Consider the following 24,011-nt stretch of genomic DNA (forward strand, 5'->3'; position numbering starts at 1 on the left):
TTCCGTGTTAAAATTGAAAAATAAACTTGCAGGGAGGACAGAACATGATCGCAGAGGCTGAACGGATTTTATTGTCAGAAGAGGAAATTCAGGCAAAAGTAAAGGAATTGGGAGCAGAAATTTCTTCCTATTATGGGGACAAGCCCATTTTGGCTCTGGGGATACTGAAAGGTGCTATTGTGTTCATGTCTGACTTGATTCGGCAGATCACCTGTCCACTGGAAATAGACTTCATGGCAGTATCCAGTTATGGTTCTTCCACCGAATCTTCCGGTGTGGTTAGAATCTTAAAGGATCTGGACTGCAGCATTGAGGGGAAAAACGTTCTGATTATTGAGGATATTATTGACAGTGGCCTCACTTTGAATTATCTCGTAGAAAACCTGAAATCCCGGGGGCCGGCCAGTGTTAAGATTGTAACTCTGCTGAATAAGCCCAGCCGGCGTAAAGTGAATATTCAAGCTGATTTTAACGGTTTTACCATTCCCGATGAATTTGTGGTGGGCTATGGTCTGGATTTTGCAGAAAGATACCGCAACCTGCCCTATATTTGCGTGTTAAAACCGGAAGCTTATCAGAAATAGGATAGGAGGCCATTAAAGAAATGCAACAGCAGGAAATGGTATTGGTCCTGGATTTCGGCGGTCAATACAGTCAGCTGATCGCCCGGCGCATCAGGGAGTGCAGGGTATATTGCGAAATGCTGCCTTATACCACTTCCCTGGAACGCATTAAAGCCATGAATCCGAAAGGGATTGTCTTTTCCGGCGGACCAGCCAGCGTCTACGGAGAAGGAGCACCGCGGATTGATGCCGCCATCTTTGAGCTGGGAATTCCGATTCTGGGTATTTGCTATGGCATGCAGCTGATGGCTTATACCCTGGGGGGCAAAGTGGACCGGGCTGTTAACCGGGAATATGGCAAAACCGAGCTGCGCATCCTGAAAGAGGATCAAGTTTTTGCCGGGATCGAAAGCCCTACCCAGTGCTGGATGAGCCATGGGGATTTTGTAGCTGCTGCTCCGGCTGGTTTTGAGGTGACAGCCCAGACGGAACATACTCCGGTGGCAGCTATGGCTGATTACCAGCGCCAGCTCTATGCGGTACAATTCCATCCGGAAGTGGTGCATACCCCGAAAGGCCAGGAGATGCTGCGCAATTTCCTCTTCAATGTTTGCGGCTGCCATGGTACCTGGAACATGGGCTCCTTTATTGAACAAACAGTAAAGGAAATTCGGGAGCGAGTAGGAGACCGCAAGGTGCTGTGTGCCCTCTCGGGGGGAGTGGATTCTTCCGTAGCAGCAGTACTGGTTCACAAGGCAGTAGGGGATCAACTGACCTGTGTTTTTGTTAACCATGGCCTTTTGCGCAAAGGGGAAGCCGAACAGGTACGGCGAATCTTTAGCGAGAAGTTTAAGATAAATCTGGTTTATGTGGATGCGGAAGAGCGGTTCCTGCAAAAACTGGCCGGGGTTACTGATCCGGAACGCAAACGGAAACTGATTGGCAATGAATTCATTTATGTTTTCGAAGATGAGGCCAAAAAACTGGGGCAGATTGATTTTCTGGTGCAGGGTACCCTCTATCCCGATGTGGTGGAGAGCGGCACGGAAACAGCAGCTACGATCAAAACCCACCACAATGTGGGGGGCTTGCCGGAAGACATGCAGTTTGAACTGATTGAACCCCTGCGCTGGCTGTTCAAGGATGAAGTGCGAGCAGTGGGTGAGGAACTGGGATTGCCTGCTGAGATCGTCTGGCGCCAGCCTTTCCCGGGCCCCGGGTTGGCGGTACGCATTTTGGGAGAGGTTACCAGGGACAAACTGGATATATTGCGGGAAGCTGATGCGATTGTTACTGAAGAGATCTTTAATGCGGGCTTGAACAAACAGGTATGGCAGTATTTCGCCGTACTGCCTTCCATGAAAAGTGTGGGTGTGATGGGGGATGAACGCACTTATGCATACACTATCGTAGTGCGAGCAGTGACCAGTGAGGACGGTATGACTGCGGACTGGGCCCGCTTGCCCTATGAGCTGCTGGAGCGCATCTCCAACCGGATTGTCAATGAGGTCCCCCATGTGAACCGGGTTGTCTATGATATAACTTCTAAGCCTCCTGGCACCATTGAGTGGGAGTAAATGCTATCCCTCCGTTTAACGGAGGGTATTTTGTTAATTAGCGAAAATAGGGTAAGATAAAAAAGGATTTTCTTCTTTCTCGTTGAATAGTAAAAAGTATGTGAAACTGAGGACAAGGAGGCAGTACATACATGAATGACACCTTTCTCAAAGCATGTCGCCGGGAGCCGGTGGATTATACTCCTGTTTGGCTGATGCGCCAGGCGGGCCGTTACATGGCCGAATATATGGCGATTAGAAGCAAGTATTCTTTCCTGGAAATGTGCAAGATTCCGGAAATTGCCGCTGAAGTTACTTTGCAACCGGTGAACAAACTGGGGGTGGATGCTGCCATCCTCTTTGCCGATATTCTTTTGCCTTTGGAAGGCATGGGGATTCAACTGGAGTTTGCCAAAAACGAGGGCCCGGTAATTCATAACCCGGTCCGAACCAGGGCGGATGTGGATGCCATCCGGGTCATTGAGGCGGAAGAGGCTACTCCCTATGTCATGGAAGCCATCCGTATCTTACGGCGGGAACTGGCAGATAAAGTTCCTCTGATCGGTTTTTCCGGTGCGCCCTTTACCCTGGCTAGCTATATTATCGAGGGGGGCGGCTCTAAAAATTATATTGAGTGCAAGAAGATGATGTGGCAGGCCCCCGAAGTTTGGCATGCTCTGATGGACAAGATTGCCGAGGTGATTTTGCGTTACCTCAAGGCTCAGATTGCTGCCGGAGCCCAGGCGGTGCAGTTATTTGACTCCTGGGTAGGGGCTCTGTCTCCCGAAGATTATCGTCAGTATGTGCTGCCTTATTCCAAAAAGGTGCTGGACGGCCTGAAGGATAGTGGCGTGCCCGTGATCCATTTTGCCAATAATGCCTCCAGCATGCTGGAACTGGTGAAAGAAGCCGGTGGAGATGTCATCGGCCTGGACTGGCGCATCAATATCGATGATGCCATTCGTCGCCTGGGCGATGATGTAGCTGTTCAGGGCAATCTGGATCCCATGATGTTGTTTGCACCGCCCCGGGTAATTGAGGAAAGGGTTAAGGATATTCTGGCCCGGGTTGGCAATCGGCCGGGACATATTTTTAACCTGGGCCATGGCATCCACAAAGATACCCCGGTAGAACATGTGATTGCTCTGGTGGAAGCAGTGCACAAACACAGTCGCCGGTAAGGAGTGAAGTAAATGGGAGAGCGGCTCAACGGGGTGCTGTTGCTGGGTTTTGGCGGGCCAGAAGGGCCAGAAGGGGTCGAGGCTTTTATGACCCGGTTGATGAAAGGGCGAAAACCGCCGCCGGTGATCACCAAAGTACAGGCCCGTTATCGGCAAATTGGAGGAAAGTCTCCCCTGCTGGAGATTACCAGGGCCCAGGCGGCCGCCCTGGAAGCCAGACTGAACCAGCTGGGAGGAAGCTGGAAGGTAGCGGTAGGAATGAGCAATTCGGCTCCATATATAGAAGAGGGCTTGAAGGAACTGATTGCAGCAGGGGCCGGGCAGGTTATCGCTCTCAGCATCTCGCCCCATTATTCGCGGATAACCACTGGAGCCTATCTGGCTGAAGTGGACAGGCTAAAGGAGCAGTTTTCCTGTCCGGTGATTCCGGCACCGGCCTGGTATGACCATCCCCTGTTTATCGCGGCTCTGGCTGCGAGGGGAAGGGAACAGCTACAGGACTTTGAGCGGCCGGAAGAAGTAGAATTGATTTTCAGTGCCCACAGCTTGCCTGTCTCCTATGTAAGTGGGTCGGAGGCTGACCCCTATCAGGAGCAGGTGGAAGTAACAGCCCGGGCTCTGGCTGCTCATTTTCCGGCCAATCCCTGGACCCTGGCTTACCAGAGCAAAGGGGGCGGGCAGGGGGAATGGCTGGGCCCGGAAGTGGAGGAAGTGCTGGAGCAGCTGGCGGCGAAGGGTAAAAAGGATGTCCTGCTGATTCCCATCGGTTTTGCGGCTGACCATATTGAGACACTGTATGACATAGATATCGAGCAGGCCAATCATGCCAGATCCCTGGGGCTGAATTTCCGGCGGGCCCGGGCAGTCAATGATTTGCCGTTATTTATTTCAGCCCTGGCGGAGGTTGTAACAGAGGTGATGAAAAGATGAAAAAAGTGGTCATTATCGGTGGCGGCATCACGGGTTTAGCGGCTGCCTACACTCTGGGGAAAAAGGGACAGGGCCAGGTGGACTATCTCCTGATCGAGCGGGAGCAGCGCCTGGGAGGCAAAATTGCCACAGATAAGGTTGATGGCTTTGTTATTGAAGGTGGGCCCGACTGTTTTCTTTCGGAAAAGCCTCAGGTGGCTCAGCTCAGTGCCGAACTGGGGATTGAGGAACAGCTCTTGCCCAGCCATGAGGCCAGCAAAGGGACTTATGTCTTTTCCGGAGGCAGACTGCACAAGCTGCCGGAAGGCTTGATGTTGATGGTGCCGACCAAAATCGTTCCTTTTGCGCTGAGCTCCCTCATTTCCTGGCCGGGAAAAATCCGCATGGGGATGGATCTGTTTATTCCACCGCGCCAGAGTGATGAAGATGAGAGTCTGGCCAGTTTTGTTACCCGCAGATTGGGGCGGGAAGCACTGGAGAAAATTGCTGAACCCCTCATTGGGGGCATTCATGCTGGGGATCCGGAGAAAATGAGCTTAAAGGCCAGTTTTCCCCGTTTCCTTGATATGGAAAAGAAATATGGTAGCCTGATTAAAGCCATGCTGGCAGCCCGAAGGCATAAAGCGCCGGTACAGTATCTGGCCAATGGTAAAATTGAAAAAACCTATTTCATGTCCTTCAAGGAGGGCATGGGACAACTGGTAGAGGCTGTTGCCAGCAAACTGGACCCGGCCAAAATCTGGCTGGGGCAGGAAGTAAAAGGGATAAAGCGTCAGGCTGACGGAAAGTATCTCGTGGAACTGGCAGGCAAAGAGCCGGTAATTGCCGATGCAATTATCCTGGCCACACCGGCCAATGCAGCGGCAGAATTGACCGCTGAACTGGATCGGGAAATCAGTCAGCTCTTGCAGGGCATTCCTTTTGTTTCCTCGGCTACTGTCTCTCTGGCTTACCGGAAAGGGGATGTAAAACAGGACCTGAACTCCTTTGGTTTTGTCATTCCCAGGGTGGAAGGGCGTAAAATCATGGCGGCTACGTATAGCTCTACCAAATGGTATGGGCATCGAACCCCGGGAGAGGAATATGTTCTCCTGCGGGCTTTTGTGGGCGGGCCAGCCAGTCAGGAGCTGGTCTTGCTGGATGACGAGCGCATGATCAGTATGGTTCGCGCCGAATTGCGGGAGATTATGGGCTTGACTGCAGATCCGTTGCTTACCCGGGTGTACCGCTGGGTTAAAGGCATGCCTCAGTATGTGCTGGGCCATCTGGAGCGGATTAAGGCCCTGGAGGAAAAAACGGCCCAGTATCCGGGGTTGCAGATCGTAGGCGGTTCTTATCGTGGAGTAGGTATTGGTAACTGTGTAGGCGAAGGCTGGAATGCCGCTGAAAACATCTTGAAGCAGCTGAGCTAAAAATATGGGAGGAGACCGCATGGAAGGGCAGAAACGGCAAGTGCTGGCACTGGTGGGCAGTTACCGCAAAGGGGGTAATACCGACTTGATCATTGAGCAGGCTCTGGCCGGGGCTAGAGACTGTGGAGCGGAAACGGAAAAATTTTTTGTGGATGATTTGCGGTTTACCTCCTGTCAGGGTTGCTATGAATGCCGGCCGGCAGGGGTATGCAAACTGGAGGATGATGTCCGCCTGATTCGGGATAAAATAGAGGCTGCTGATGGCATTATTATCGGTACTCCCATTTATGGAAATTACATGACCGGGCAACTAAAAATGTTGCTGGATCGTTTGATGGGGGTATTAACCCGACGGGTTTTTGATCCCCGGGAAAAGAAGTTCCAGACTTTTAGCCGCCTGGTGCCGAAACAGCGCAATGTATTGCTGGTATTCACAGCTGGCGCACCTCATCCTGAATGTGCTGAAGATGCTGAAAAACTGCTGCGACGGATGATGGAAAAGCATACCAATGGCGGGTTTATAGAAGCCCTGGTGGCTACTTCGGTTACCAGCCAGGGGGCTATTGCCATGAGTGTAGCGGAACTGCTGGAATTAGCCAGGCGATCCGGGATACCAATTGGGGAGGAACAGGCCCGCCAGGCCTGGGAGCGCAACCAGAGGGTACTGGCCCGGGCTTTTGAGCTGGGAAGAAAGTTATAAGGAAAGGAAACAGGCTGTCTGCGAGAGGCGGACAGCTTTTTTGTTCACACAATCGCCATATTCTTTCGTTATACTGAAATTAGCATCCTGGGTCGGAGGGTGAGGCTATGGCTGAGAAAAAAATTCTCGTGGTCGATGATGAAATGAGAATGCGCAAACTGGTAGGAGATTTTCTGAAAAAAGAAGGCTATGCTGTGCGGGAAGCAGCAGATGGTCGCCAGGCACTGGAGATTTTTCAGCGGGAACATCCGGATTTAGTTATACTGGATGTAATGATGCCGGAATATGATGGCTGGGCTGTCTGCCGGGAGATCAGAAAGACTTCCAGGGTCCCGATTATCATGTTAACGGCGCGGGGAGAAGAGGAGGATGAGCTTTTTGGTTTTGATCTGGGAGCAGATGAATATATCGCCAAGCCTTTTAGCTTAAAGATACTGGCAGCAAGAATCCAGGCCCTGTTTCGCCGCCTGGAAAACCGGCAAGTGGCGATAAGAAATTATGACGGGCTGGAAATCGATGAACCGGGGCGTAATGTTTATGTGAACGGGGAACGGATTGAACTAACACCCAAGGAGTTTGATCTTTTGCTCTATCTGGCAGATAATGCCGGCCGGGCTTTGAACAGGGATCAGATTTTAAATGCGGTATGGAATTATGATTACTTTGGCGATACCCGTACGGTGGATACCCATATCAAGCGACTCAGACTGAAACTGGGGGAGAAAAGCGAATTAATTCAGACGGTACGGGGGGTTGGTTACAGATTTGAGGTGAAAAAATGAGATTATCTATACGCACCAAACTATTTCTGGCAGGGAGTGGGCTGGTGGCCTTTTTTGTCGGGTTTTCTCTGCTGTTAAACAATCTTTATTTAAATGAATATTATCTCTGGCAAAAGAAAAACATTCTGATCGAGAGTCTGGAGATGCTTAACGAGAACTACCAGGGGGATCTTGAAACTATTGGATTGCAACTGGAAAAACTGGAGAGAAATCAAGGACTAAATGTTTATATTATCGGTCCGGGGATGGAGTTAAAGTATAATCCTGCGATGCGTCTTTTTGGTATGGGTGGCCCCGGTCGAAAAGGCATGGAGATGACCCTCTGGATGCATGTTTTGCGGTCAGATCTGTGGCAACGTCCCCAGGGGGAGTATCGGCTGGAAGTGGTGGAGGACCCGCGGCTGAAGACCAATTTTCTCCTGCTGACAGGGCGGTTAAAAACAGGGGAGCTGCTGGTATTGAGCCTGCCTGTTGCGGCTATTGATGAAAGCACTGCAGTTGCCAATCGCTTTTTCCTGTTCACGGGTCTGATCACAATAGTCCTGGGGGGACTGGGAGCATATATCTTCGCCCGGCGGTTTACCAGGCCGATTCTGGAGCTGAATGAACTGGCCCAGCATATGGCCCGGCTGGATTTTAGCCAGAAATATCGCGGGCAGACTGATGACGAGATCGGGCAGCTGGGGGAGAGCATTAATTCTATGTCTGAACAACTGGATAGGGCTATCAACCAGCTGCGGGAGGACATTGAGCGGGAACGCCGGATTGATCAAATGCGGAAGGAGTTTATCTCCAATGTTTCCCATGAATTAAAGACTCCTATTGCCTTGATTCAGGGTTACGCAGAAGGATTGAAACTAAATGTCAATGAGGATGAGGAAAGCAGAAATTTCTACTGTGATGTGATTATAGATGAGGCCGGCAAAATGAACCGGCTGGTGAGGGACCTGCTGGATTTATCCCAGATCGAGTCAGGTTATTTGCAACTGGAGAAGACGGAGTTTGACCTGGCGGAACTGCTAAGGCAGATTGTGGAAAAATTCCGGCCCCTGTTGAATGAACAGGGCGTAGATATTGGGCTGGACATACCCGGAGCTTTGCCGGTACTGGGGGATGTTGGTCGGATTGAGCAGGTCGTGATTAACTATTTGAATAATGCGATAAACCATCTGGACCAGCGCAAGCAGCTTAGAATCAAGGCCAGGCGGCGGGGGGAAAAGGTTCGGGTCGAAGTGTTCAACAGCGGCCAGTCTATTCCGGCCGAGGCTCTGGAAAAAATCTGGACCAGTTTTTATAAAGTAGACAAAGCCCGTACCAGAGCCTATGGTGGTACCGGGCTGGGTCTGGCCGTTGTGAGGGCGATTATGGAATTGCACCAGAATGGGTACGGCGCCGAGAATTTGCCCGATGGGGTGAATTTCTGGTTTGAGCTGGATTTTCATCAATCTGCCACCTAGTTTTCACAGAACTGCCACAGAAACAGCATATAATCTGCTTTGTACAAAAACAAAGCAGGAGGGAAAGAGAATGAAATTAAGTCGGCAGTTGCTCTGCGGGCTCAGTATCGGCAGCAGCAAAAATCAGTAACTCCATGAATTTGCCAGCAGCCAGGGGTAAAGGAAAATCGGAACGGGTAACTACCCCCAGATGACGCCGGGGCAGTTCCAGTTCCAGCGGTAGGAGAAAGACCTGACCGCTGGCCAGTTCTGCCTGCACATAGGCTAAAGGCAGGAAGGTGAGGCCCAGCCCGATTTTGGTCAATTCAACCAGCAAGTCAATGCTGCCGGATTCGATTTCGGGTTGAACGCTGAGATTGTGAGCAGCCAGAAGCTGATCCAGCAAGTTTCTGGTGGTAGTGGCTTTCTCCAGTAACAGCAATGGATAAGTTACGATTTCTTCAAGGGTCAGGGTTTGGCCCTGCAGTTGCCGGTACTGGGGGCCGGCGATAAAACCATAATTCAATTCTTGCAAAGGGACTGCCTGCAGGTTTGCAGGCAGTTCTTTTTCCGGGAGGTGGATGACCGCCAGATCCACCAGTCCCCGGCTTAATAAATCCAGACAGCCCGGGGAAGTGGTGTTGGTGACCCGGAGTTTGAGCTGGGGATAGAGCTGGCTAAAGTGTTGAAAGGGATGAAGCAAGAAATGCTTACAAATAGTGTCGGTAGCTCCCAGTCGCACTTCGCCCCGAGCCAGGGTGCGCATTTCATCCAGGGTGCGCTCAGCGGTTTTGATGGCCAGGTATGCCTGCTCGATATGCTGGAAAAGGACTTCGCCCTCTCTGGTTAAGCGGACTTGCTTGGTATGGCGGGAGAAGAGAGAGCAACCCAGCTGCTCTTCCAGAGCCTTGATATTCTGACTGACGGCTGACTGGGAAATGAACAGTTCCCGGGCTGCGGCAGAGAAGCTCAGGCTTTTGGCTACATGGTAGAAAACTTTATAGAGTTCAAAGCTGATGTTCATCTTACCGCTCCTGTGATAGTTTTTGCTTTATTGTATCATTAGATAATTTTTCTTAGCAACTATTTGGCGATATAATAAAGATGGGGTGGTAAAGATGAACTTTGCGCTGATTGAGCAAAAAAAGAGAATGCTTGACGCTAAACGGCCGTTGCCAGCCAGTACTGTAAAATCTTTACGGGAGCATATTCTGGTAGAATGGACCTATAATTCTAATGCCATCGAAGGAAATACCCTGACTATTTATGAAACTAAGGTGGTCCTGGAAGGGATAACTATTGGGGGCAAGTCCTTGAAAGAACATTTGGAGGTTATCAACCATAAAGATGCTATTTTATATCTGGAGGAGTTAGTAGATAAGGATGCTCCCCTGACTGAGTGGGAGATTAAGAATATTCACCGGCTTGTATTAAAGAATATTGATGATGCTAATGCCGGGGTGTATAGGAAAGAAAATGTGATAATCAGTGGGGCTAAACATCGACCGCCTCAGCATTTTCTTGTAAAAGAGCAGATGGAAAACCTGATAAAACAGTATCAGGGGGAGTGGCGTAACCTCCATCCAATTGAAAGGGCGGCTCTATTACATGGCGAGTTTGTTAAAATCCATCCCTTTGTGGATGGAAATGGCAGAACAGCAAGGCTTTTGTTAAATTTTGAGTTGATGAAAGCGAGTTATCCGCCAGTAATTATTAAGAAAGAACGGCGGGCAGAATACTATGATTCCCTTGATAATGCTCATATTTCCGGGGATTACAGGGATTTTATTAGCCTTGTGGCTAGTTGTGTTGAAGAGAGTTTGGATTTGTGGTTAAGTGTAGTTTTATAAGCAGGAAAACACAACATGGGTTGTAGGCCGGGGCGGCCGCAGCTAAATTGGGTTTAGACAGTTATTAAGCCTAGAAAAACCCTATTTGCAGATGCCAGCTATACCCGGTATGGGGGGATTAAGGGTATCTGAAGCCAATAAGTCAGGCGACACCCATCAGGGGATGAGACAATTTGCTCCTGAAAAGGCTCTGAGCCCAGTACTATTTTATTTTAAAATTAACCTCAAGAGAGTGATTTTTGCTTTCTTGAGGTTCTTTTATGTACAAAAAATGATATAAGTTGCGCACACATATAATTCAGTCATGCTTATAAATAACATTAGATATATTAACTACTATTATGAATGCGGCTATGATATAATAAAAGCAAAGAAAAGCCGAGGGGGAAGGTATTAATGGTGCCAGTGCGCAGGATTTATGTAGAAAAAAAGCCGGAGTTTGCCGTGGAGGCCCGGCATCTATATGAAGACTTAAAGGAAAATCTGGGCATCACGGGTTTAACCGGACTGCGTATTATCAACCGCTATGATGTGGCTGGTATCAGTGAGGAAGAATACAGGCTGGCCCGGGACACCATATTCTCCGAACCCCCTGTGGATGTGGCATATGATGAGGTATTACCCCTGGACCCCCGGGAGCGGGTGTTTGCCATCGAATATTTGCCCGGGCAATATGACCAGCGGGCTGATTCCGCCGGACAATGCCTGCAAATTCTTACCCAGAAAGAACGGCCCCTGGTACGCTCTGCCAAGCTGATTGTTTTACAGGGAGATATCACCGAGGAAGAACTGGCCAAAATCAAGGACTATTGCATTAACCCGGTGGAAGCCCGGGAGGCGGCACTGGACAAGCCTGTCAGTCTGGAGCTGGAAATGGCGGAACCGCCGGAGGTGGCGGTTATTCAGGGCTTTATCGACATGAAGGAGCCAGAACTGGCTGAACTCCATGCCCGGCTGGGCCTGGCTATGGGGCTGGAGGATCTGGCCTTTTGCCAAACATATTTCCGGGATACAGAAGGGCGCAATCCCACCATTACCGAACTGCGGGTGCTGGATACCTACTGGTCTGATCATTGCCGGCATACTACCTTCCTGACCCGGATTAATGAGGTGGAGATTGAGGCGGCACCCTTGACTGAGCCGGTAAAGGAGGCCTATCAGGAATATCTGCGGGCCCGCACCCTGGTTTATGGTGAGGAAGAACGGGATATCTGCCTGATGGATATCGCCGTCATGGGCATGAAGGAACTGCGTCAGCTGGGGAAACTGCCGGACCTGGATGAGTCGGAGGAAATCAATGCTTGCAGTATAATTGTGCCGGTGGAGATCGATGGTCGAACGGAAGAATGGTTGTTGATGTTCAAAAACGAAACCCATAACCATCCCACTGAAATCGAGCCCTTCGGGGGGGCGGCTACCTGTCTGGGCGGGGCGATTCGGGACCCTCTCTCCGGCCGTTCCTATGTCTACCAGGCGATGCGGGTAACGGGCAGTGGTGACCCGCGGGCCCGGGTGGAGGATACTTTGCCCGGCAAGTTGCCGCAGAGGAAAATTACTACCGGGGCGGCAGCCGGTTACAGCTCTTATGGTAACCAGATCGGCCTGGCTACCGGCCAGGTAGCGGAAATCTATGACCAGGGCTATATCGCCAAGCGTATGGAAATCGGGGCAGTGATCGGGGCGGCACCGCGAACCAATGTGGTGCGGCAGCGGCCCCAGCCCGGAGATGTCATAATTTTGCTGGGAGGCCGCACTGGGCGGGATGGCTGTGGCGGTGCGACCGGTTCCTCCAAGGAACATACCGAAGAATCCCTCTTTAGCTGTGGGGCGGAAGTACAAAAGGGCAACCCGCCGGAGGAGCGCAAAATCCAGCGGCTCTTCCGCAAGCCGGAAGTAAGCTGCCTGATCAAGAAATGCAATGACTTTGGCGCCGGTGGGGTGTCGGTAGCTATCGGGGAACTGGCCGATGGGCTGGATATTAATCTGGATGCCATCCCGAAAAAATATGAGGGATTGGATGGGACAGAACTGGCTATTTCTGAATCCCAGGAGCGGATGGCAGTAGTGGTAGCCGCTGCTGATGTAGAGCAGTTTATTCAGCTGGCAGCAGAGGAAAACCTGGAAGCTACACCGGTGGCCCGGGTTACCGCTGAACGGCGTTTGCGCATGCACTGGCGGGGCCAGACCATCGTCGATATCAGCCGGGATTTTCTCAACACCAATGGGGTGAAACAGACCACTCAGGTGACGGTAATCGCACCGAAAGCAGAGGAAAACTACTTTGCTGCTGTACCGGCAGCGGTGGCGAAAGCCGGGGATTTACAGCAGGCCTGGCTGGCCAATTTACAGGACCTCAATGTCTGCAGCCAGAAGGGATTGGTCGAACGATTTGACAGCACTATTGGTGCCGGAACCGTGCTGATGCCGCTAGGAGGGATTTATCAGGATACCCCGGCCGAGGGTATGGCGGCTAAGATTCCTGTACTGGAAGGGGAAACGGTCACCGGGACCCTGATGACCTTTGGTTATAATCCTCAACTGGCCAAATGGAGCCCATTCCATGGTGCCCTCTATGCTGTGGTGGAGGCAGTGACCAAAATAGTGGCTATGGGTGGGGATTATCGCCGGGTGCGCCTCACCCTGCAGGAGTATTTTGAGAAGCTGGGCAAGGACCGGCAAAAGTGGGGCAAGCCTTTTAGTGCCTTGCTAGGGGCCTATCTGGCCCAAAAACGGCTGGGGATTGCTGCCATTGGCGGTAAGGATAGCATGTCCGGCACTTTCAAGGATCTGAATGTGCCACCGACCCTGGTAGCTTTTGCCGTGGCACCGGTGGATGTACGCCAGGTTATATCGCCAGAGTTCAAGCAGGCAGGAAGTCGGGTGGTGCTGGTTCGGGCCCGGCGGGATGAACGGGAAATCCCCGATTTTCAGCAATTACAGCAAAACTTCAGCCGTATACACGAATTAATCAGCCAGGGCCGGGTGCTGGCTGCCCATTCGGTACGCCTGGGCGGGCTGGCGGCAGTGATTAGTAAAATGGCGTTCGGCAATCGGATAGGTTTTGCCTTTGCAAATATATTTGATGGGAAGGAACTTTTCGCCCCTCTTTATGGTTCCCTGGTCCTGGAAGTGGAGGCAGGGCTGGATTTGGAACGGGTTCTGGCAGGACTGGACTGGCAGCTCCTGGGCCAGACCCTGGCGGAAAAAGTAATCAGGGTTAATGGTATAGAGATAGACCTGGAAGAGGCATACCGGGCCTGGACAGAACCCCTGGAAGGGGTATTTCCCACCCGGGTTAAGACGCAGGAAGAGCCGCCGAAAATTTTTAGCTACTGGCAGGAACAGCGGCGACAGAGTACGGTTAAAATCGCCCGTCCCCGCATTCTGATGCCGGTTTTCCCCGGCACCAACTGCGAATATGACACAGCCCGGGCCTTTACTGCTGCGGGTGGAATTGTGGAAACTCTGGTTATCCGCAACCTGACCCCGGCGGCTATCGAGGAATCCCTGGCGGCCCTGGTGGCAGGGATTAAGCGGGCCCAGATTATCATGTTGCCAGGAGGCTTTAGCGGCGGGGATGAACCCGATGGCTCCGGCAAATTCATCGCCACCGCCTTCCGTAACCCCCGGGTCAGGGATGCGGTAATGGAGCTTTTATATCAGCGGGATGGCTTGATGCTGGGAATCTGTAATGGTTTTCAGGCCCTGATCAAACTGGGACTGGTGCCCTTTGGTGAAATCCGGGATTTGAGCGATGATTCTCCGACCCTAACCTTCAATACCCTGGGGCGCCATGTCTCCAAACTGGTGCGTACCCGGGTGGCTTCTAACCTGTCCCCCTGGTTGAGTCTGGTAGAGGTAGGGGATATTCATACCGTAGCAGTCTCCCATGGGGAAGGGCGGTTTGTAGCCGCACCGGAACTGGTGGCTGAACTGGCCCGACGGGGGCAGATTGCCACTCAGTATGTGGACCTGGAGGGTAAGCCCACCTATGACCTGCAGTTCAACCCCAATGGCTCCATCGAGGCCATTGAAGGTATTACCAGCCCTGATGGCAGGGTACTGGGCAAAATGGGGCATTCGGAGCGGATTGGCCCCCATCTCTACCGGAATGTGCCCGGGGAATTTGACCAGAAAATCTTTGCCGCTGGGGTAGCTTATTTCCGGTAATATCCGAACGTCATTGTTAAGATAATATTAAACGTTCGGTTTTGCTCCTTGACAGCAGTGGCCAGACCTGGTAACATAGGTAGTGGACAGCCAAATAGCATCTCGTATAAGCCGAAGAATATGGCTTCGGCGTCTCTACCAGATGACCGTAAATCATCTGACTACGAGAGAAAGTGTGCCTAGGGTTCCGCCGGTTTTATGGCCGGGTCTGTGACCGAGTGGCACAGGTGGGTATTTTTTACCCGCTACACCGATGGGACAAAAGCCCGGACGGGTAGGTTTCTTCTCGTATTTTTTCGCGGAAGAAGTCTGCCTGTCCGGGCCAATTTTCTTTTGGAGGTGAAAAGTAGTAGAGATTTTACGGTTAGGAGAAACTATGGCTGATTAAACTCACTACCATGGATGCTAGGAGGCGTAGAGATGCTAGAGAAACTGTTCAAATTGCGGGAACGCAACACCACTGTTGGTACGGAAATCATTGCCGGTTTGACTACTTTTATGACCATGGCCTACATACTGGCGGTTAACCCCGGTATCCTTTCTACCACCGGGATGGACTATGATGCGGTTTTCTTCGCTACCTGTGTGGCAGCAGGGATTGTAACTATCGCTATGGGTCTGTTTGTCAACTTCCCCATCGCTCTGGCTCCGGGCATGGGCCTGAATGCCTACTTTGCCGTAGTGGCGGCTAAAGGCGGAGAATTTACCTGGCAGGCAGCTCTGGGGGCAGTTTTCATTTCCGGTATTATCTTTCTAATCCTGACCGTCACCAATATCCGGCAGTTGCTGGTGGTTGCCGTACCCAATTCCCTGAAAAAAGCCATTACTGTCGGGATCGGTCTCTTTATTACTATTATCGGTTTTAAGACTTCGCATTTGCTGGTCGCAGGTTTGCATGTTATTCCTCCTACCCTGGAGACTTTGAATAAAACTAATGGTATTGCCGGTTCCCTGCTCTTCTTTGAATGGGATCTAAAGCTGGGCAACCTGACCCATGCCGAACCCTTGCTGGCCCTGATTGGCCTGGCCATTACCGGGATTCTCATGGCCCGGCGAGTAAAAGGCTCCCTGCTCTGGGGGATTATCTTAACCACTTTAATTGGGATTCCGATGGGTGTTACTCCGATTGACAAATTCCAGTATGCCCTGCCCAAGTTGAGTAACCTGGCGGTAGGTAAACTGGATATCATGGGAGCCCTGGAACATGGTCTGATTGCTGTAGTGCTGACCTTTACCTTCGTGGAATTGTTTGATACCTTTGGTACCCTGGTGGGTACTGCTGGCCGGGCTGGCTTGCTGGATGAGACCGGCAACAATCCTTATATCGGCCGGGCCATGCTGGTGGATGCCCTGGGGGTCAGTTTCGGTGCTCTGATGGGTACCAGTACTGTTACTGCTTATATTGAAAGCGCAGCCGGGATTGGGGAAGGTGGACGCACCGGCTTGACTGCTGTAACCACCGGGGTACTGTTTCTGGCTGCCCTCTTCCTGGCTCCTTTCTTTAAGCTGATTCCCGATGCTGCTACAGCTCCGGCCCTGATTATTGTAGGCTTGCTAATGGCTTCTGCCATTAAAGAAATCGATTTTGATGATTTCACTGAAAGCATGCCTGCTTTCTTAACTATGACGGTAATGCCCTTTACCTATAATATCGCCAATGGGATTTCGGCTGGTATCGTTTTCTACACTGTGCTGAAGGTGGTTACCGGCCGGACTAAGGAAGTGCACTGGCTAATGTGGATTCTCACCGCTCTGGTGTTAAGCCGTTACGTTTTCATCGGAGCGGAATAAGGAAAAAATTCAGGAGGGATGAGTTGATGGCAAAACTGGTTGGAATCATCATGGGCAGTGACTCTGACTTGCCGATCATGGCTGAAGCGGCCAAAGTGCTGGATCAATTTGGAGTAGAGTATGAAGTCAAGATCTCTTCCGCCCATCGGGCCCCGGAGGTGACCATTGAGTGGGCTAAAGGGGCAGTGGAACGGGGCCTGGAGGTGATTATTGCCGGTGCCGGAGTAGCTGCCCATCTGCCCGGAGTGGTGGCTGCAGTGACACCATTGCCGGTAATTGGTGTACCAATAAAAGCTGGGGCCCTCAATGGTATTGACGCGCTGTACGCTATAGTGCAGATGCCCAGTGGCATTCCGGTCGCTACTGTAGCTATCAATGGAGCAAAGAATGCAGGATTGCTGGCTGTCCAAATCCTGGCATCAACCAGACCGGAATTGCAGGCCAAACTGGTGGAGTACCGCCGGAAGCTGGCTGAGGAAGTACAGGCAAAGGCGGACAAACTGCAGCAATTGGGCATTGACGGTTATCTGGCCCAAAAACAGCAGGGCTAAAGAGGACCGCCCCGGAATTTTCAACTCGTCCCTGACCCAGGCAGCCAGGTCCTCGCCATAAAACGAGGGTTTGGTCTGCCTGGGATTATTTTTAGCAAAGGAGTGCTGAGAAGAGGATGATTGAGCGTTACACCTTGCCGGAAATGGGGAGAATCTGGTCAGAAGAAAACAAGTATCGCAAATGGTTACAGGTGGAAATAGCTGCCTGTGAAGCTATGGCAGAGCTGGGCATGATTCCGGCTGACGCAGTAGCGGAAATCAAGGCCAAAGCTGATTTCAGTGTAGAACGCATCCTTGAGATTGAACAGGTAACCAATCATGACGTAATCGCTTTTTTGACCTGTGTGGCTGAGCGGGTGGGTGAAGCCAGCCGTTTTATCCACCTGGGTATGACTTCTTCCGATGTGCTGGATACGGCCTTGGCCCTGCAGATGAAAGAAGCCGGGGAAATCCTCCTGGGCCAGCTGCGGGAACTTTACCAGATATTGCTGGAAAAGGCGCAGGAGTATCGCTATACCCCCATGATTGGGCGCACTCATGGCATTCATGCTGAACCCATTACCTTTGGCCTGAAAATGCTGTTGTGGGCGGCGGAAACAGAGCGCAATCTGACCAGGCTCCAGGCAGCATTAGAGGATATCTCTACTGGCATGATTTCAGGGGCAGTAGGCACCTATGCCAATATCGATCCACGGGTGGAGGAAATCGCCTGCCGTAAATTGGGCTTAAGACCGGCGAAAGTTTCTACCCAGATTATCCAGCGGGACCGCCATGCAGCCTTCATGACCACCCTGGCTGTGATTGCGGGCAGCCTGGATAAATTCGCCACTGAAATCAGGAACCTGCAACGGACTGATATTCTGGAAGTGGAAGAATTCTTCCAGAAAGGCCAGAAGGGCTCTTCGGCCATGCCTCATAAGCGCAATCCCATTACCTGTGAGCGTATTGCCGGCCTGGCCCGGGTGGTGCGGGCCAATGCTCTGGCGGCCCTGGAAAACCAGGCGCTCTGGCATGAACGGGACATTACCCATTCCTCGGTGGAACGGGTGATTATTCCTGACAGCACCATTGCTCTCAATTATATGTTGCACAAATTCATCGGAGTGATGAAAAACTTGCTGGTCTACCCGGAAAACATGCTGGCTAATATCAATAAGACCCATGGCCTGGTCTTTTCCCAGCGGGTGCTGCTGGCCCTGGTGGATAAGGGCTTGACCCGGGAAGCGGCCTATGCTCTGGTGCAGCGTAATGCCCTTCAAGCCTGGGAGACCAAACAGCCTTTCCTGGACCTGGTCCTGGCTGACCGGGAAATTACCGCTCATTTGAATGAGGAGGAAATCCGGGGGCTGTTCAACTTCAATTACCACCTGGCCCAGGTGGATACCATCTTTGCTCGTTTCGGCTTATAAAATTAACAAGTTAGGAGGAAGGCAGATGCAAAAAGGCGAATTCTTATACGAGGGCAAGGCCAAAAAAATCTATGCTACTGATCAGCCCGGTCTGGTCTGGATTGAGTACAAGGATGATGCTACTGCTTTCAATGGCTTAAAGAAGGGGACCATTAGTGGTAAAGGGGAGCTGAATAACAAGATTTCTGCTTACTTTTTCCAGCTGCTGGCCCAGAAGGGGATTGAAAGTCACTTTGTCCAGCTGGTCAGTGATAATGAGCAGATCGTTAAAAAAGTTGAAATCGTACCTCTGGAAGTAGTAGTGCGCAATATCGCTGCCGGCTCCCTGGCCAAGCGGCTGGGCCTGGAGGAAGGAACTGCCATGCAGCAACCCGTTGTAGAGCTATATTACAAAAATGATGAGCTGGGAGATCCCCTGATTAACTACTATCATGCTCTGGCTCTGGGGCTGGCAACCCGGGAAGAAATGCTCTACATGGAAGAAATGGGCCTGAAAATCAACGCTATTTTACAGGAATATCTCCGCGACAAAGAAATCATCCTGGTGGACTTCAAACTGGAATTTGGCCGGGTAGATGGTAAAATCATTCTGGCTGATGAAATTTCCCCTGATACCTGCCGTTTCTGGGATGCAGAGACCAGGGAAAAACTGGACAAAGACCGCTTCCGTCGTGATCTGGGCGGAGTGGAGGAAGCCTATCAGGAAGTGTATCGCCGGTTGACCGGCAACTAATAATTAGGGGGAGAAACCATGGCGGGGGAAATAAAAGACGAATGCGGTGTATTTGGGATTTATTTGCCTGGTGGCGAAGTAGCCCAGATCACCTATTATGGCCTCTATGCCCTCCAGCACCGGGGACAGGAGAGCGCCGGAATTGCTGTGGCTGACGGTAAGGAAATCCGCCTCCATAAAGGCATGGGCCTGGTGCCAGCTGTATTTCAGGATAAAGATTTACAAAGCCTGAAAGGGTATATTGCCTGTGGTCATGTCCGTTATTCTACCACAGGAGCCAGTTCGCCCATTAATGCCCAGCCCCTGGTTTTTCGCTATGCCAAGGGAATGCTGGCAGTAGCCCACAATGGCAACCTGGTCAATGCCTATGAATTAAGGAAGAATCTTACCGCCCGTGGGTCCCTCTTTCAGTCCACCATTGACACGGAAGTGATTATCAACCTGCTGGCCCGGCATAGCCAGGGCGGGATAGAGGATGCTGTCCATAAAACCATGATTGACCTCAAAGGCTCCTATTCCCTGGTGATCATGACCCAGGATAAATTGCTGGGAGTGCGGGATCCCCATGGCATCCGTCCCCTCTGTCTGGGGCGGCTAGGGGATGGCTATGTGATTGCTTCCGAAAGCTGTGCACTGGATACGGTGGGAGCTACTTTCCTGCGGGATGTTGAGCCGGGGGAAGTGGTGGTAATCGATGAAAATGGCCTGCATTCCCGCCAGGCTTTACCGCCTCAGAAGCAGACCTGCATTTTCGAATATATCTATTTTGCCCGGCCCGACAGCCGCATTGATGGCTTCGGGGTCAACTGGTGCCGGCGCCAGATGGGGCGGCAGCTGGCCCGGGAGGCTCCCCGGGATGTAGATGTGGTCATTTCTGTGCCTGATTCCGGCACGGCAGCAGCGCGAGGCTATGCCGAAGAGCTGGGCCTGCCCTTTGAAGAAGGGCTGATGAAAAACCGCTACATTGGCCGCACTTTTATCCAGCCATCTCAGGCCTTAAGGGAGCTGGCGGTGCGGTTAAAACTCAATCCCATTATTTCGGTAGTGAAAGATAAGCGCCTGGTGCTGGTGGATGACTCCATTGTACGGGGCACGACCAGTCGCCGCATTGTCAAAATGCTGCGGGAAGCGGGGGCGAAAGAAATTCACTTGCTGATCAGCAGTCCGCCCATTTTGCATCCCTGTTACTATGGTATTGATACTTCGGAACGGAGTGAACTGATCGCTGCCCAGAAAAGTGTGGAAGAGATAGCCCAGTATATCGGGGTGGATAGCCTGCATTATCTCAGCCTGGAAGGCCTGCTGGCTGTATTTCAGGCTGATGTCAATCAGGGCTTCTGTACCGCCTGTTTTAATGGTCAATATCCCGTCCCCATCCCGCCGGAAGCGGGGAAACACATTCTGGAAAAAGGGGGGTCTTGCTGTTGAAAGGCTTGACCTATAAAGAAGCCGGCGTAGATATTGATGCCGGCAATCGCGCCGTAGAACTGATTAAGGAAAAAGTCAGGAAAACCATGCGACCGGAAGTCTTGACAGATATCGGCGGCTTTGGTGGGCTGTTTGCCCTGGATATCAGCAAATACCGGCAGCCGGTGCTGGTCAGCGGCACTGATGGGGTAGGGACCAAGCTGCGGGTGGCCATGCTGATGGATAAACATGACACCATTGGCATCGACTGTGTGGCCATGTGTGTCAATGATATCCTGGTTCAGGGGGCAGAACCCCTCTTTTTCCTTGACTACCTGGCAGTGGGTAAACTGGATCCGGAACAGGTAGCCGCTATTGTTGGCGGCATTGCCGAAGGCTGCCGGGAGGCAGGCTGTGCGCTCATCGGGGGCGAAACGGCGGAAATGCCCGGTTTTTACCCGCCGGGAGAATATGATGTGGCCGGTTTTGCTGTGGGAGTGGTGGATAAGGAGAAAATTCTCGACGGCTCCCGGGTGCGGGAAGGCATGACGGTGCTGGGCCTGGCTTCTCACGGTCTCCATTCCAATGGCTATTCCCTGGCCCGTAAAGTCTTGCTGGAGCGGGCCGGACTGAACCTTGACCTCTACCTGCCGGAACTGGGTTGTACTGTAGGGGAGGAGTTGCTGAAACCTACCCGTATTTATGTACGTTCCCTCCTGCCCCTGGTTCAGGAAGGGCGCATCGCTGCCCTGGCCCATATTACCGGCGGGGGACTGCTGGAAAATATCCCGCGGGTATTGCCGCCGGGTCTGGGGGTGGAGTTAACCGCCGGCAGCTGGCCGATTCCACCGATTTTTGATTTGATTGAGAAGCTGGGGCATATAGCCAAAGAGGAAATGGCCCGTACCTTTAATCTGGGGATTGGCATGGTGGCTATCGTCGCGGCTGAGGAAGCGCCGGCCATCGCTGACCGTTTGAAGGCTGCCGGGGAAAAGGTCTATACCATCGGCCGGGTGGTAGCCGGGGCCGGAGTGCAGGTGGTGTGAGATGCTAAAACTGGGAGTGCTGGTTTCCGGGCGGGGCTCGAATTTGCAGGCATTGCTGGATGCCCGGGCCCGGGGAGAACTGAAAGCAGAAGTGGCGGTAGTGATCAGCGACAAGGCGGGGGCCCTGGCTTTAGAACGAGCCAGGGCCGCCGGAGTGCCTGCCTATCATGTTGATCCCAGGGCTTATCCGGATAAAGCAGCCTATGAACAGGAAATCTGCCGGCTGCTAAAGGAAAATGGAGTGGAACTGGTAGTGCTGGCTGGTTATTTGCGCCTGGTGGGACCGGTGCTGCTGGCAGCCTACCCGGAGCGGATTATCAATATCCATCCTTCGTTGTTGCCCGCTTTTCCCGGGCTGGAGGCCCAGCGCCAGGCCTGGGAATACGGGGTAAAAATCAGTGGATGCACGGTGCATTTCGTTGATGAGGGGCTGGATAGCGGGCCCATCATCCTGCAGGCAGCCGTGCCGGTGGAGGAAGGGGATACGGCAGCTGAGCTGGCGGCCCGGATTCTGGCTGAGGAACATAAACTTCTGCCCCGGACAGTCAATTTGATTGCCGAAGGCAGAGTAAAGATAGTAGGGCGGCGGGTACAGATTGAGCCGCAGGACAGAAAGGAGGCTTTCTGATGAAACGAGCGCTGATCAGCGTTTCTGATAAAACCGGGGTGACGGAACTGGCCCGGGGTCTGGTAGAACTGGGCTGGGAACTGGTTTCCACCGGAGGTACTTATAAGACCATCAAGGAAGCGGGAATTCCCGTAACCTATGTCAGTGAAATTACCGGTTTTCCTGAGATTCTGGATGGACGGGTAAAAACCCTGCACCCCAAAATCCATGGGGGCATCCTGGCCCGGCGCACGCCGGAACACCTGGCCCAGCTGGCCGAACAGGGGATCGGGACTATTGATCTGGTGGCTGTTAACCTCTATCCCTTCCGGCAAACCATCAGCAAGCCGGGAGTGACTCTGGAGGAAGCCATCGAGAATATCGATATCGGGGGCCCGGCCATGGTACGGGCTGCCGCCAAAAACCACGAGAGCGTGGTGATTGTAGTCAATCCCCAGCGCTATTCCCAGGTCCTTAACTATTTGCGGGAAGAAGGGGAAGTGCCTTTGGTTATGCGCCGCCAGCTAGCAGCGGAAGCATATTGCCATACGGCCCAGTATGATGCCATGATCAGCCAGTATCTGTTTGGCCAGACCGGGGAACGGCCGGGATTGCTGACAGAAGACTTGATTCTGGCCGGCAACAAGGTGCAGACGCTACGTTATGGCGAAAATCCCCAGCAGCAGGCAGCCTTTTATCGCCTGCCCGGCTATGCTGCCTCCGGAGTAGCCGGGGCGGAACAGCTGCAGGGCAAGGAACTGTCCTTCAATAACCTGCTGGACACCCAGGCGGCCTGGAATCTGGTCCAGGAATTTACCCAGCCGGCGGCGGTGATTGTTAAACACAACAATCCTTGCGGAGCAGCTATTGCCGAAGATATTGCCACTGCCTACCGCAAGGCCCTGCAGGCTGACCCGGTTTCCGCTTTTGGCGGGATAGTTGCCCTTAACCGGGAAGTGGATGGAGAAACGGCCAGAGAGCTGACGGAAATCTTTCTGGAAGTGATTGCTGCCCCTGCCTTTAGTGAAGAGGCCAAAACCATCCTGGCAGCCAAATCCAACCTGCGCTTACTGGTTATGCCTGCCGGGAATGCCACCGTATTTCCCTATGACCTGCGGGTAGTAGGCAGCGGTCTCCTGGTCCAGGAAGCTGATACAAGAGAAATAACTGCTGCTGATCTGCGGGTAGTGAGCCAGAAACAGCCCACACCGGAGCAAATCGAGGAAATGCTGTTTGCCTGGCGAGTGGTCAAGCATGTCAAATCCAATGCTATCGTGGTTACCAAAGGGGGCGTTACCCTGGGAGTCGGAGCTGGTCAGATGAACCGGGTGGGTTCGGCCCGCATTGCCCTGGAACAAGCCGGCGAAAAGGCAGCCGGGGCGGTCCTGGCTTCAGATGCTTTCTTCCCCTTCCCCGACACGGTGGAACTGGCAGCCCGGGCCGGAATCAGTGCTATCATTCAGACCGGTGGGGCCCTCAGGGATGAGGAAGTAATCGCAGCGGCTGACCGGTTGGGCCTGGTAATGGTACTGACGGGAGTGCGGCATTTCAAACACTGAGGAGGTAAGCAGCAGCTTCAGAAAACTAGACTATAATTGATTGTATTTAACTGTTTTGCTACAATAAAAAAATGGAACTATTATCCATTGGTGAGGCAGCAAAGTCCGGCAGGGTTTCGGGGAGCTGATCAGGAATGCCAGAGAAACACGAGAAGAACAAATTTAGCATAACTGTGTGCGGGGAGTTTTTTCCGGAGATTTACCCGGCTCACCGGTCTTCGAAATGGAGCCGGGGCGAAGAAGACCAGCTGACTACGGAGATGCGTCTCTTCTGTGCCTGTATGCGGTGGGCCTTTAACCGGCTCCTGGAAGGTGCTTCCCGCCATGA

At 52.3% G+C, this 24,011-nt stretch carries 20 protein-coding genes and 1 riboswitch; of the genes, 19 read left to right on the forward strand and 1 reads right to left on the reverse strand.

Annotated features, from left to right (window positions below):
• Positions 1 to 44: 44 nt before the first annotated feature.
• From hpt to B5D20_RS07670, 8 genes are all read left to right on the forward strand, one after another.
• Positions 45 to 584 carry a hypoxanthine phosphoribosyltransferase gene (gene hpt / locus B5D20_RS07635; RefSeq protein ID WP_078665642.1) on the forward strand — a complete coding sequence of 180 codons (540 nt, stop codon included), beginning with the start codon at positions 45 to 47 and terminating at the stop codon, positions 582 to 584.
• Positions 585 to 604: 20 nt separating this feature from the next.
• Positions 605 to 2,140: a glutamine-hydrolyzing GMP synthase gene (gene guaA / locus B5D20_RS07640; RefSeq protein WP_078665643.1), complete on the forward strand. Its 1,536-nt coding sequence runs from the start codon at positions 605 to 607 to the stop codon at positions 2,138 to 2,140.
• 131 nt (positions 2,141 to 2,271) lie between these two features.
• A complete protein-coding gene (hemE, locus tag B5D20_RS07645) occupies positions 2,272 to 3,300 on the forward strand; it encodes a uroporphyrinogen decarboxylase (RefSeq protein WP_078665644.1) in 1,029 nt (342 codons plus the stop codon).
• A gap of 12 nt (positions 3,301 to 3,312) precedes the next feature.
• Positions 3,313 to 4,230, forward strand: coding sequence for a ferrochelatase (gene hemH, locus B5D20_RS07650; protein WP_078665645.1), 918 nt, complete (start codon positions 3,313 to 3,315; stop codon positions 4,228 to 4,230).
• The gene (hemG, locus tag B5D20_RS07655) at positions 4,227 to 5,642 is read left to right on the forward strand and encodes a protoporphyrinogen oxidase (RefSeq protein ID WP_078665646.1); all 1,416 of its coding nucleotides are present in this window, start codon (positions 4,227 to 4,229) and stop codon (positions 5,640 to 5,642) included. Before hemH ends, hemG begins: the two co-directional genes overlap by 4 nt.
• A 19-nt stretch (positions 5,643 to 5,661) precedes the next feature.
• Positions 5,662 to 6,342: a flavodoxin family protein gene (locus B5D20_RS07660; protein ID WP_159071768.1), complete on the forward strand. Its 681-nt coding sequence runs from the start codon at positions 5,662 to 5,664 to the stop codon at positions 6,340 to 6,342.
• 107 nt (positions 6,343 to 6,449) lie between these two features.
• Entirely contained in the window at positions 6,450 to 7,124 is a 675-nt protein-coding gene (locus B5D20_RS07665) for a response regulator transcription factor (RefSeq protein WP_078665648.1), read from the forward strand.
• Positions 7,121 to 8,581, forward strand: coding sequence for a sensor histidine kinase (locus B5D20_RS07670; protein ID WP_078665649.1), 1,461 nt, complete (start codon positions 7,121 to 7,123; stop codon positions 8,579 to 8,581). The genes B5D20_RS07665 and B5D20_RS07670 overlap by 4 nt, the downstream gene beginning before the upstream one ends.
• Before the next feature lie 76 nt (positions 8,582 to 8,657).
• On the opposite strand, the gene B5D20_RS07675 is transcribed toward B5D20_RS07670, so the two are convergent.
• Positions 8,658 to 9,584, reverse strand: a complete 927-nt coding sequence (locus B5D20_RS07675; RefSeq protein ID WP_078665650.1) for a LysR family transcriptional regulator — start codon at positions 9,582 to 9,584, stop codon at positions 8,658 to 8,660.
• Positions 9,585 to 9,678: 94 nt separating this feature from the next.
• Between B5D20_RS07675 and B5D20_RS07680 the strand changes: the two genes are divergently transcribed.
• From B5D20_RS07680 to B5D20_RS07730, 11 genes are all read left to right on the forward strand, one after another.
• Entirely contained in the window at positions 9,679 to 10,410 is a 732-nt protein-coding gene (locus B5D20_RS07680; protein WP_078665651.1) for a Fic family protein, read from the forward strand.
• Between the two features lie 396 nt (positions 10,411 to 10,806).
• Positions 10,807 to 14,580, forward strand: coding sequence for a phosphoribosylformylglycinamidine synthase (locus B5D20_RS07685; protein ID WP_078665652.1), 3,774 nt, complete (start codon positions 10,807 to 10,809; stop codon positions 14,578 to 14,580).
• 82 nt (positions 14,581 to 14,662) lie between these two features.
• A riboswitch (purine riboswitch) is annotated at positions 14,663 to 14,764 on the forward strand.
• Positions 14,765 to 15,000: 236 nt separating this feature from the next.
• Entirely contained in the window at positions 15,001 to 16,371 is a 1,371-nt protein-coding gene (locus tag B5D20_RS07690; protein ID WP_078665653.1) for an NCS2 family permease, read from the forward strand.
• A 26-nt stretch (positions 16,372 to 16,397) separates the two neighbouring features.
• On the forward strand, positions 16,398 to 16,922 hold the full coding sequence (purE, locus tag B5D20_RS07695; protein WP_078665654.1) for a 5-(carboxyamino)imidazole ribonucleotide mutase: 525 nt from the start codon (positions 16,398 to 16,400) through the stop codon (positions 16,920 to 16,922).
• Positions 16,923 to 17,038: 116 nt separating this feature from the next.
• Positions 17,039 to 18,331 (forward strand): adenylosuccinate lyase, encoded by a 1,293-nt coding sequence (purB, locus tag B5D20_RS07700; protein WP_078665655.1) that lies wholly within the window; start codon positions 17,039 to 17,041, stop codon positions 18,329 to 18,331.
• Positions 18,332 to 18,356: 25 nt separating this feature from the next.
• Complete coding sequence (purC, locus tag B5D20_RS07705; RefSeq protein ID WP_078665656.1) at positions 18,357 to 19,064, forward strand: phosphoribosylaminoimidazolesuccinocarboxamide synthase; 708 nt, start codon at positions 18,357 to 18,359, stop codon at positions 19,062 to 19,064.
• An 18-nt stretch (positions 19,065 to 19,082) separates the two neighbouring features.
• Positions 19,083 to 20,492 carry an amidophosphoribosyltransferase gene (purF, locus tag B5D20_RS07710; protein ID WP_078665657.1) on the forward strand — a complete coding sequence of 470 codons (1,410 nt, stop codon included), beginning with the start codon at positions 19,083 to 19,085 and terminating at the stop codon, positions 20,490 to 20,492.
• Positions 20,489 to 21,517: a phosphoribosylformylglycinamidine cyclo-ligase gene (purM, locus tag B5D20_RS07715; RefSeq protein ID WP_143311838.1), complete on the forward strand. Its 1,029-nt coding sequence runs from the start codon at positions 20,489 to 20,491 to the stop codon at positions 21,515 to 21,517. The genes purF and purM overlap by 4 nt, the downstream gene beginning before the upstream one ends.
• 1 nt (position 21,518) lies before the next feature.
• Positions 21,519 to 22,145 carry a phosphoribosylglycinamide formyltransferase gene (gene purN, locus B5D20_RS07720; protein WP_078665659.1) on the forward strand — a complete coding sequence of 209 codons (627 nt, stop codon included), beginning with the start codon at positions 21,519 to 21,521 and terminating at the stop codon, positions 22,143 to 22,145.
• Positions 22,142 to 23,683 (forward strand): bifunctional phosphoribosylaminoimidazolecarboxamide formyltransferase/IMP cyclohydrolase, encoded by a 1,542-nt coding sequence (gene purH, locus B5D20_RS07725; RefSeq protein WP_078665660.1) that lies wholly within the window; start codon positions 22,142 to 22,144, stop codon positions 23,681 to 23,683. The genes purN and purH overlap by 4 nt, the downstream gene beginning before the upstream one ends.
• A gap of 134 nt (positions 23,684 to 23,817) precedes the next feature.
• Positions 23,818 to 24,011 (forward strand): hypothetical protein (locus tag B5D20_RS07730; RefSeq protein ID WP_200803482.1); only part of this gene is annotated, 194 nt, incomplete at its 3' end.

It is taken from the genome of Carboxydocella sporoproducens DSM 16521 (assembly GCF_900167165.1).
Classification (GTDB): domain Bacteria; phylum Bacillota.

Excerpts from the sequence above, each read along its gene's own strand:
- purE (WP_078665654.1), top strand. The coding sequence starts at position 16,398 with ATGGCAAAACTGGTTGGAATCATCATGGGCAGTGACTCTGACTTGCCG.
- B5D20_RS07665 (WP_078665648.1), top strand. The coding sequence starts at position 6,450 with ATGGCTGAGAAAAAAATTCTCGTGGTCGATGATGAAATGAGAATGCGC.
- B5D20_RS07685 (WP_078665652.1), top strand. The coding sequence starts at position 10,807 with ATGGTGCCAGTGCGCAGGATTTATGTAGAAAAAAAGCCGGAGTTTGCC.
- hemE (WP_078665644.1), top strand. The coding sequence starts at position 2,272 with ATGAATGACACCTTTCTCAAAGCATGTCGCCGGGAGCCGGTGGATTAT.
- hpt (WP_078665642.1), top strand. The coding sequence starts at position 45 with ATGATCGCAGAGGCTGAACGGATTTTATTGTCAGAAGAGGAAATTCAG.
- hemH (WP_078665645.1), top strand. The coding sequence starts at position 3,313 with ATGGGAGAGCGGCTCAACGGGGTGCTGTTGCTGGGTTTTGGCGGGCCA.
- B5D20_RS07690 (WP_078665653.1), top strand. The coding sequence starts at position 15,001 with ATGCTAGAGAAACTGTTCAAATTGCGGGAACGCAACACCACTGTTGGT.
- purB (WP_078665655.1), top strand. The coding sequence starts at position 17,039 with ATGATTGAGCGTTACACCTTGCCGGAAATGGGGAGAATCTGGTCAGAA.
- purN (WP_078665659.1), top strand. The coding sequence starts at position 21,519 with ATGCTAAAACTGGGAGTGCTGGTTTCCGGGCGGGGCTCGAATTTGCAG.
- B5D20_RS07660 (WP_159071768.1), top strand. The coding sequence starts at position 5,662 with ATGGAAGGGCAGAAACGGCAAGTGCTGGCACTGGTGGGCAGTTACCGC.
- B5D20_RS07680 (WP_078665651.1), top strand. The coding sequence starts at position 9,679 with ATGAACTTTGCGCTGATTGAGCAAAAAAAGAGAATGCTTGACGCTAAA.
- B5D20_RS07675 (WP_078665650.1), bottom strand. The coding sequence starts at position 9,584 with ATGAACATCAGCTTTGAACTCTATAAAGTTTTCTACCATGTAGCCAAA.
- purF (WP_078665657.1), top strand. The coding sequence starts at position 19,083 with ATGGCGGGGGAAATAAAAGACGAATGCGGTGTATTTGGGATTTATTTG.
- purC (WP_078665656.1), top strand. The coding sequence starts at position 18,357 with ATGCAAAAAGGCGAATTCTTATACGAGGGCAAGGCCAAAAAAATCTAT.
- hemG (WP_078665646.1), top strand. The coding sequence starts at position 4,227 with ATGAAAAAAGTGGTCATTATCGGTGGCGGCATCACGGGTTTAGCGGCT.
- B5D20_RS07670 (WP_078665649.1), top strand. The coding sequence starts at position 7,121 with ATGAGATTATCTATACGCACCAAACTATTTCTGGCAGGGAGTGGGCTG.
- guaA (WP_078665643.1), top strand. The coding sequence starts at position 605 with ATGCAACAGCAGGAAATGGTATTGGTCCTGGATTTCGGCGGTCAATAC.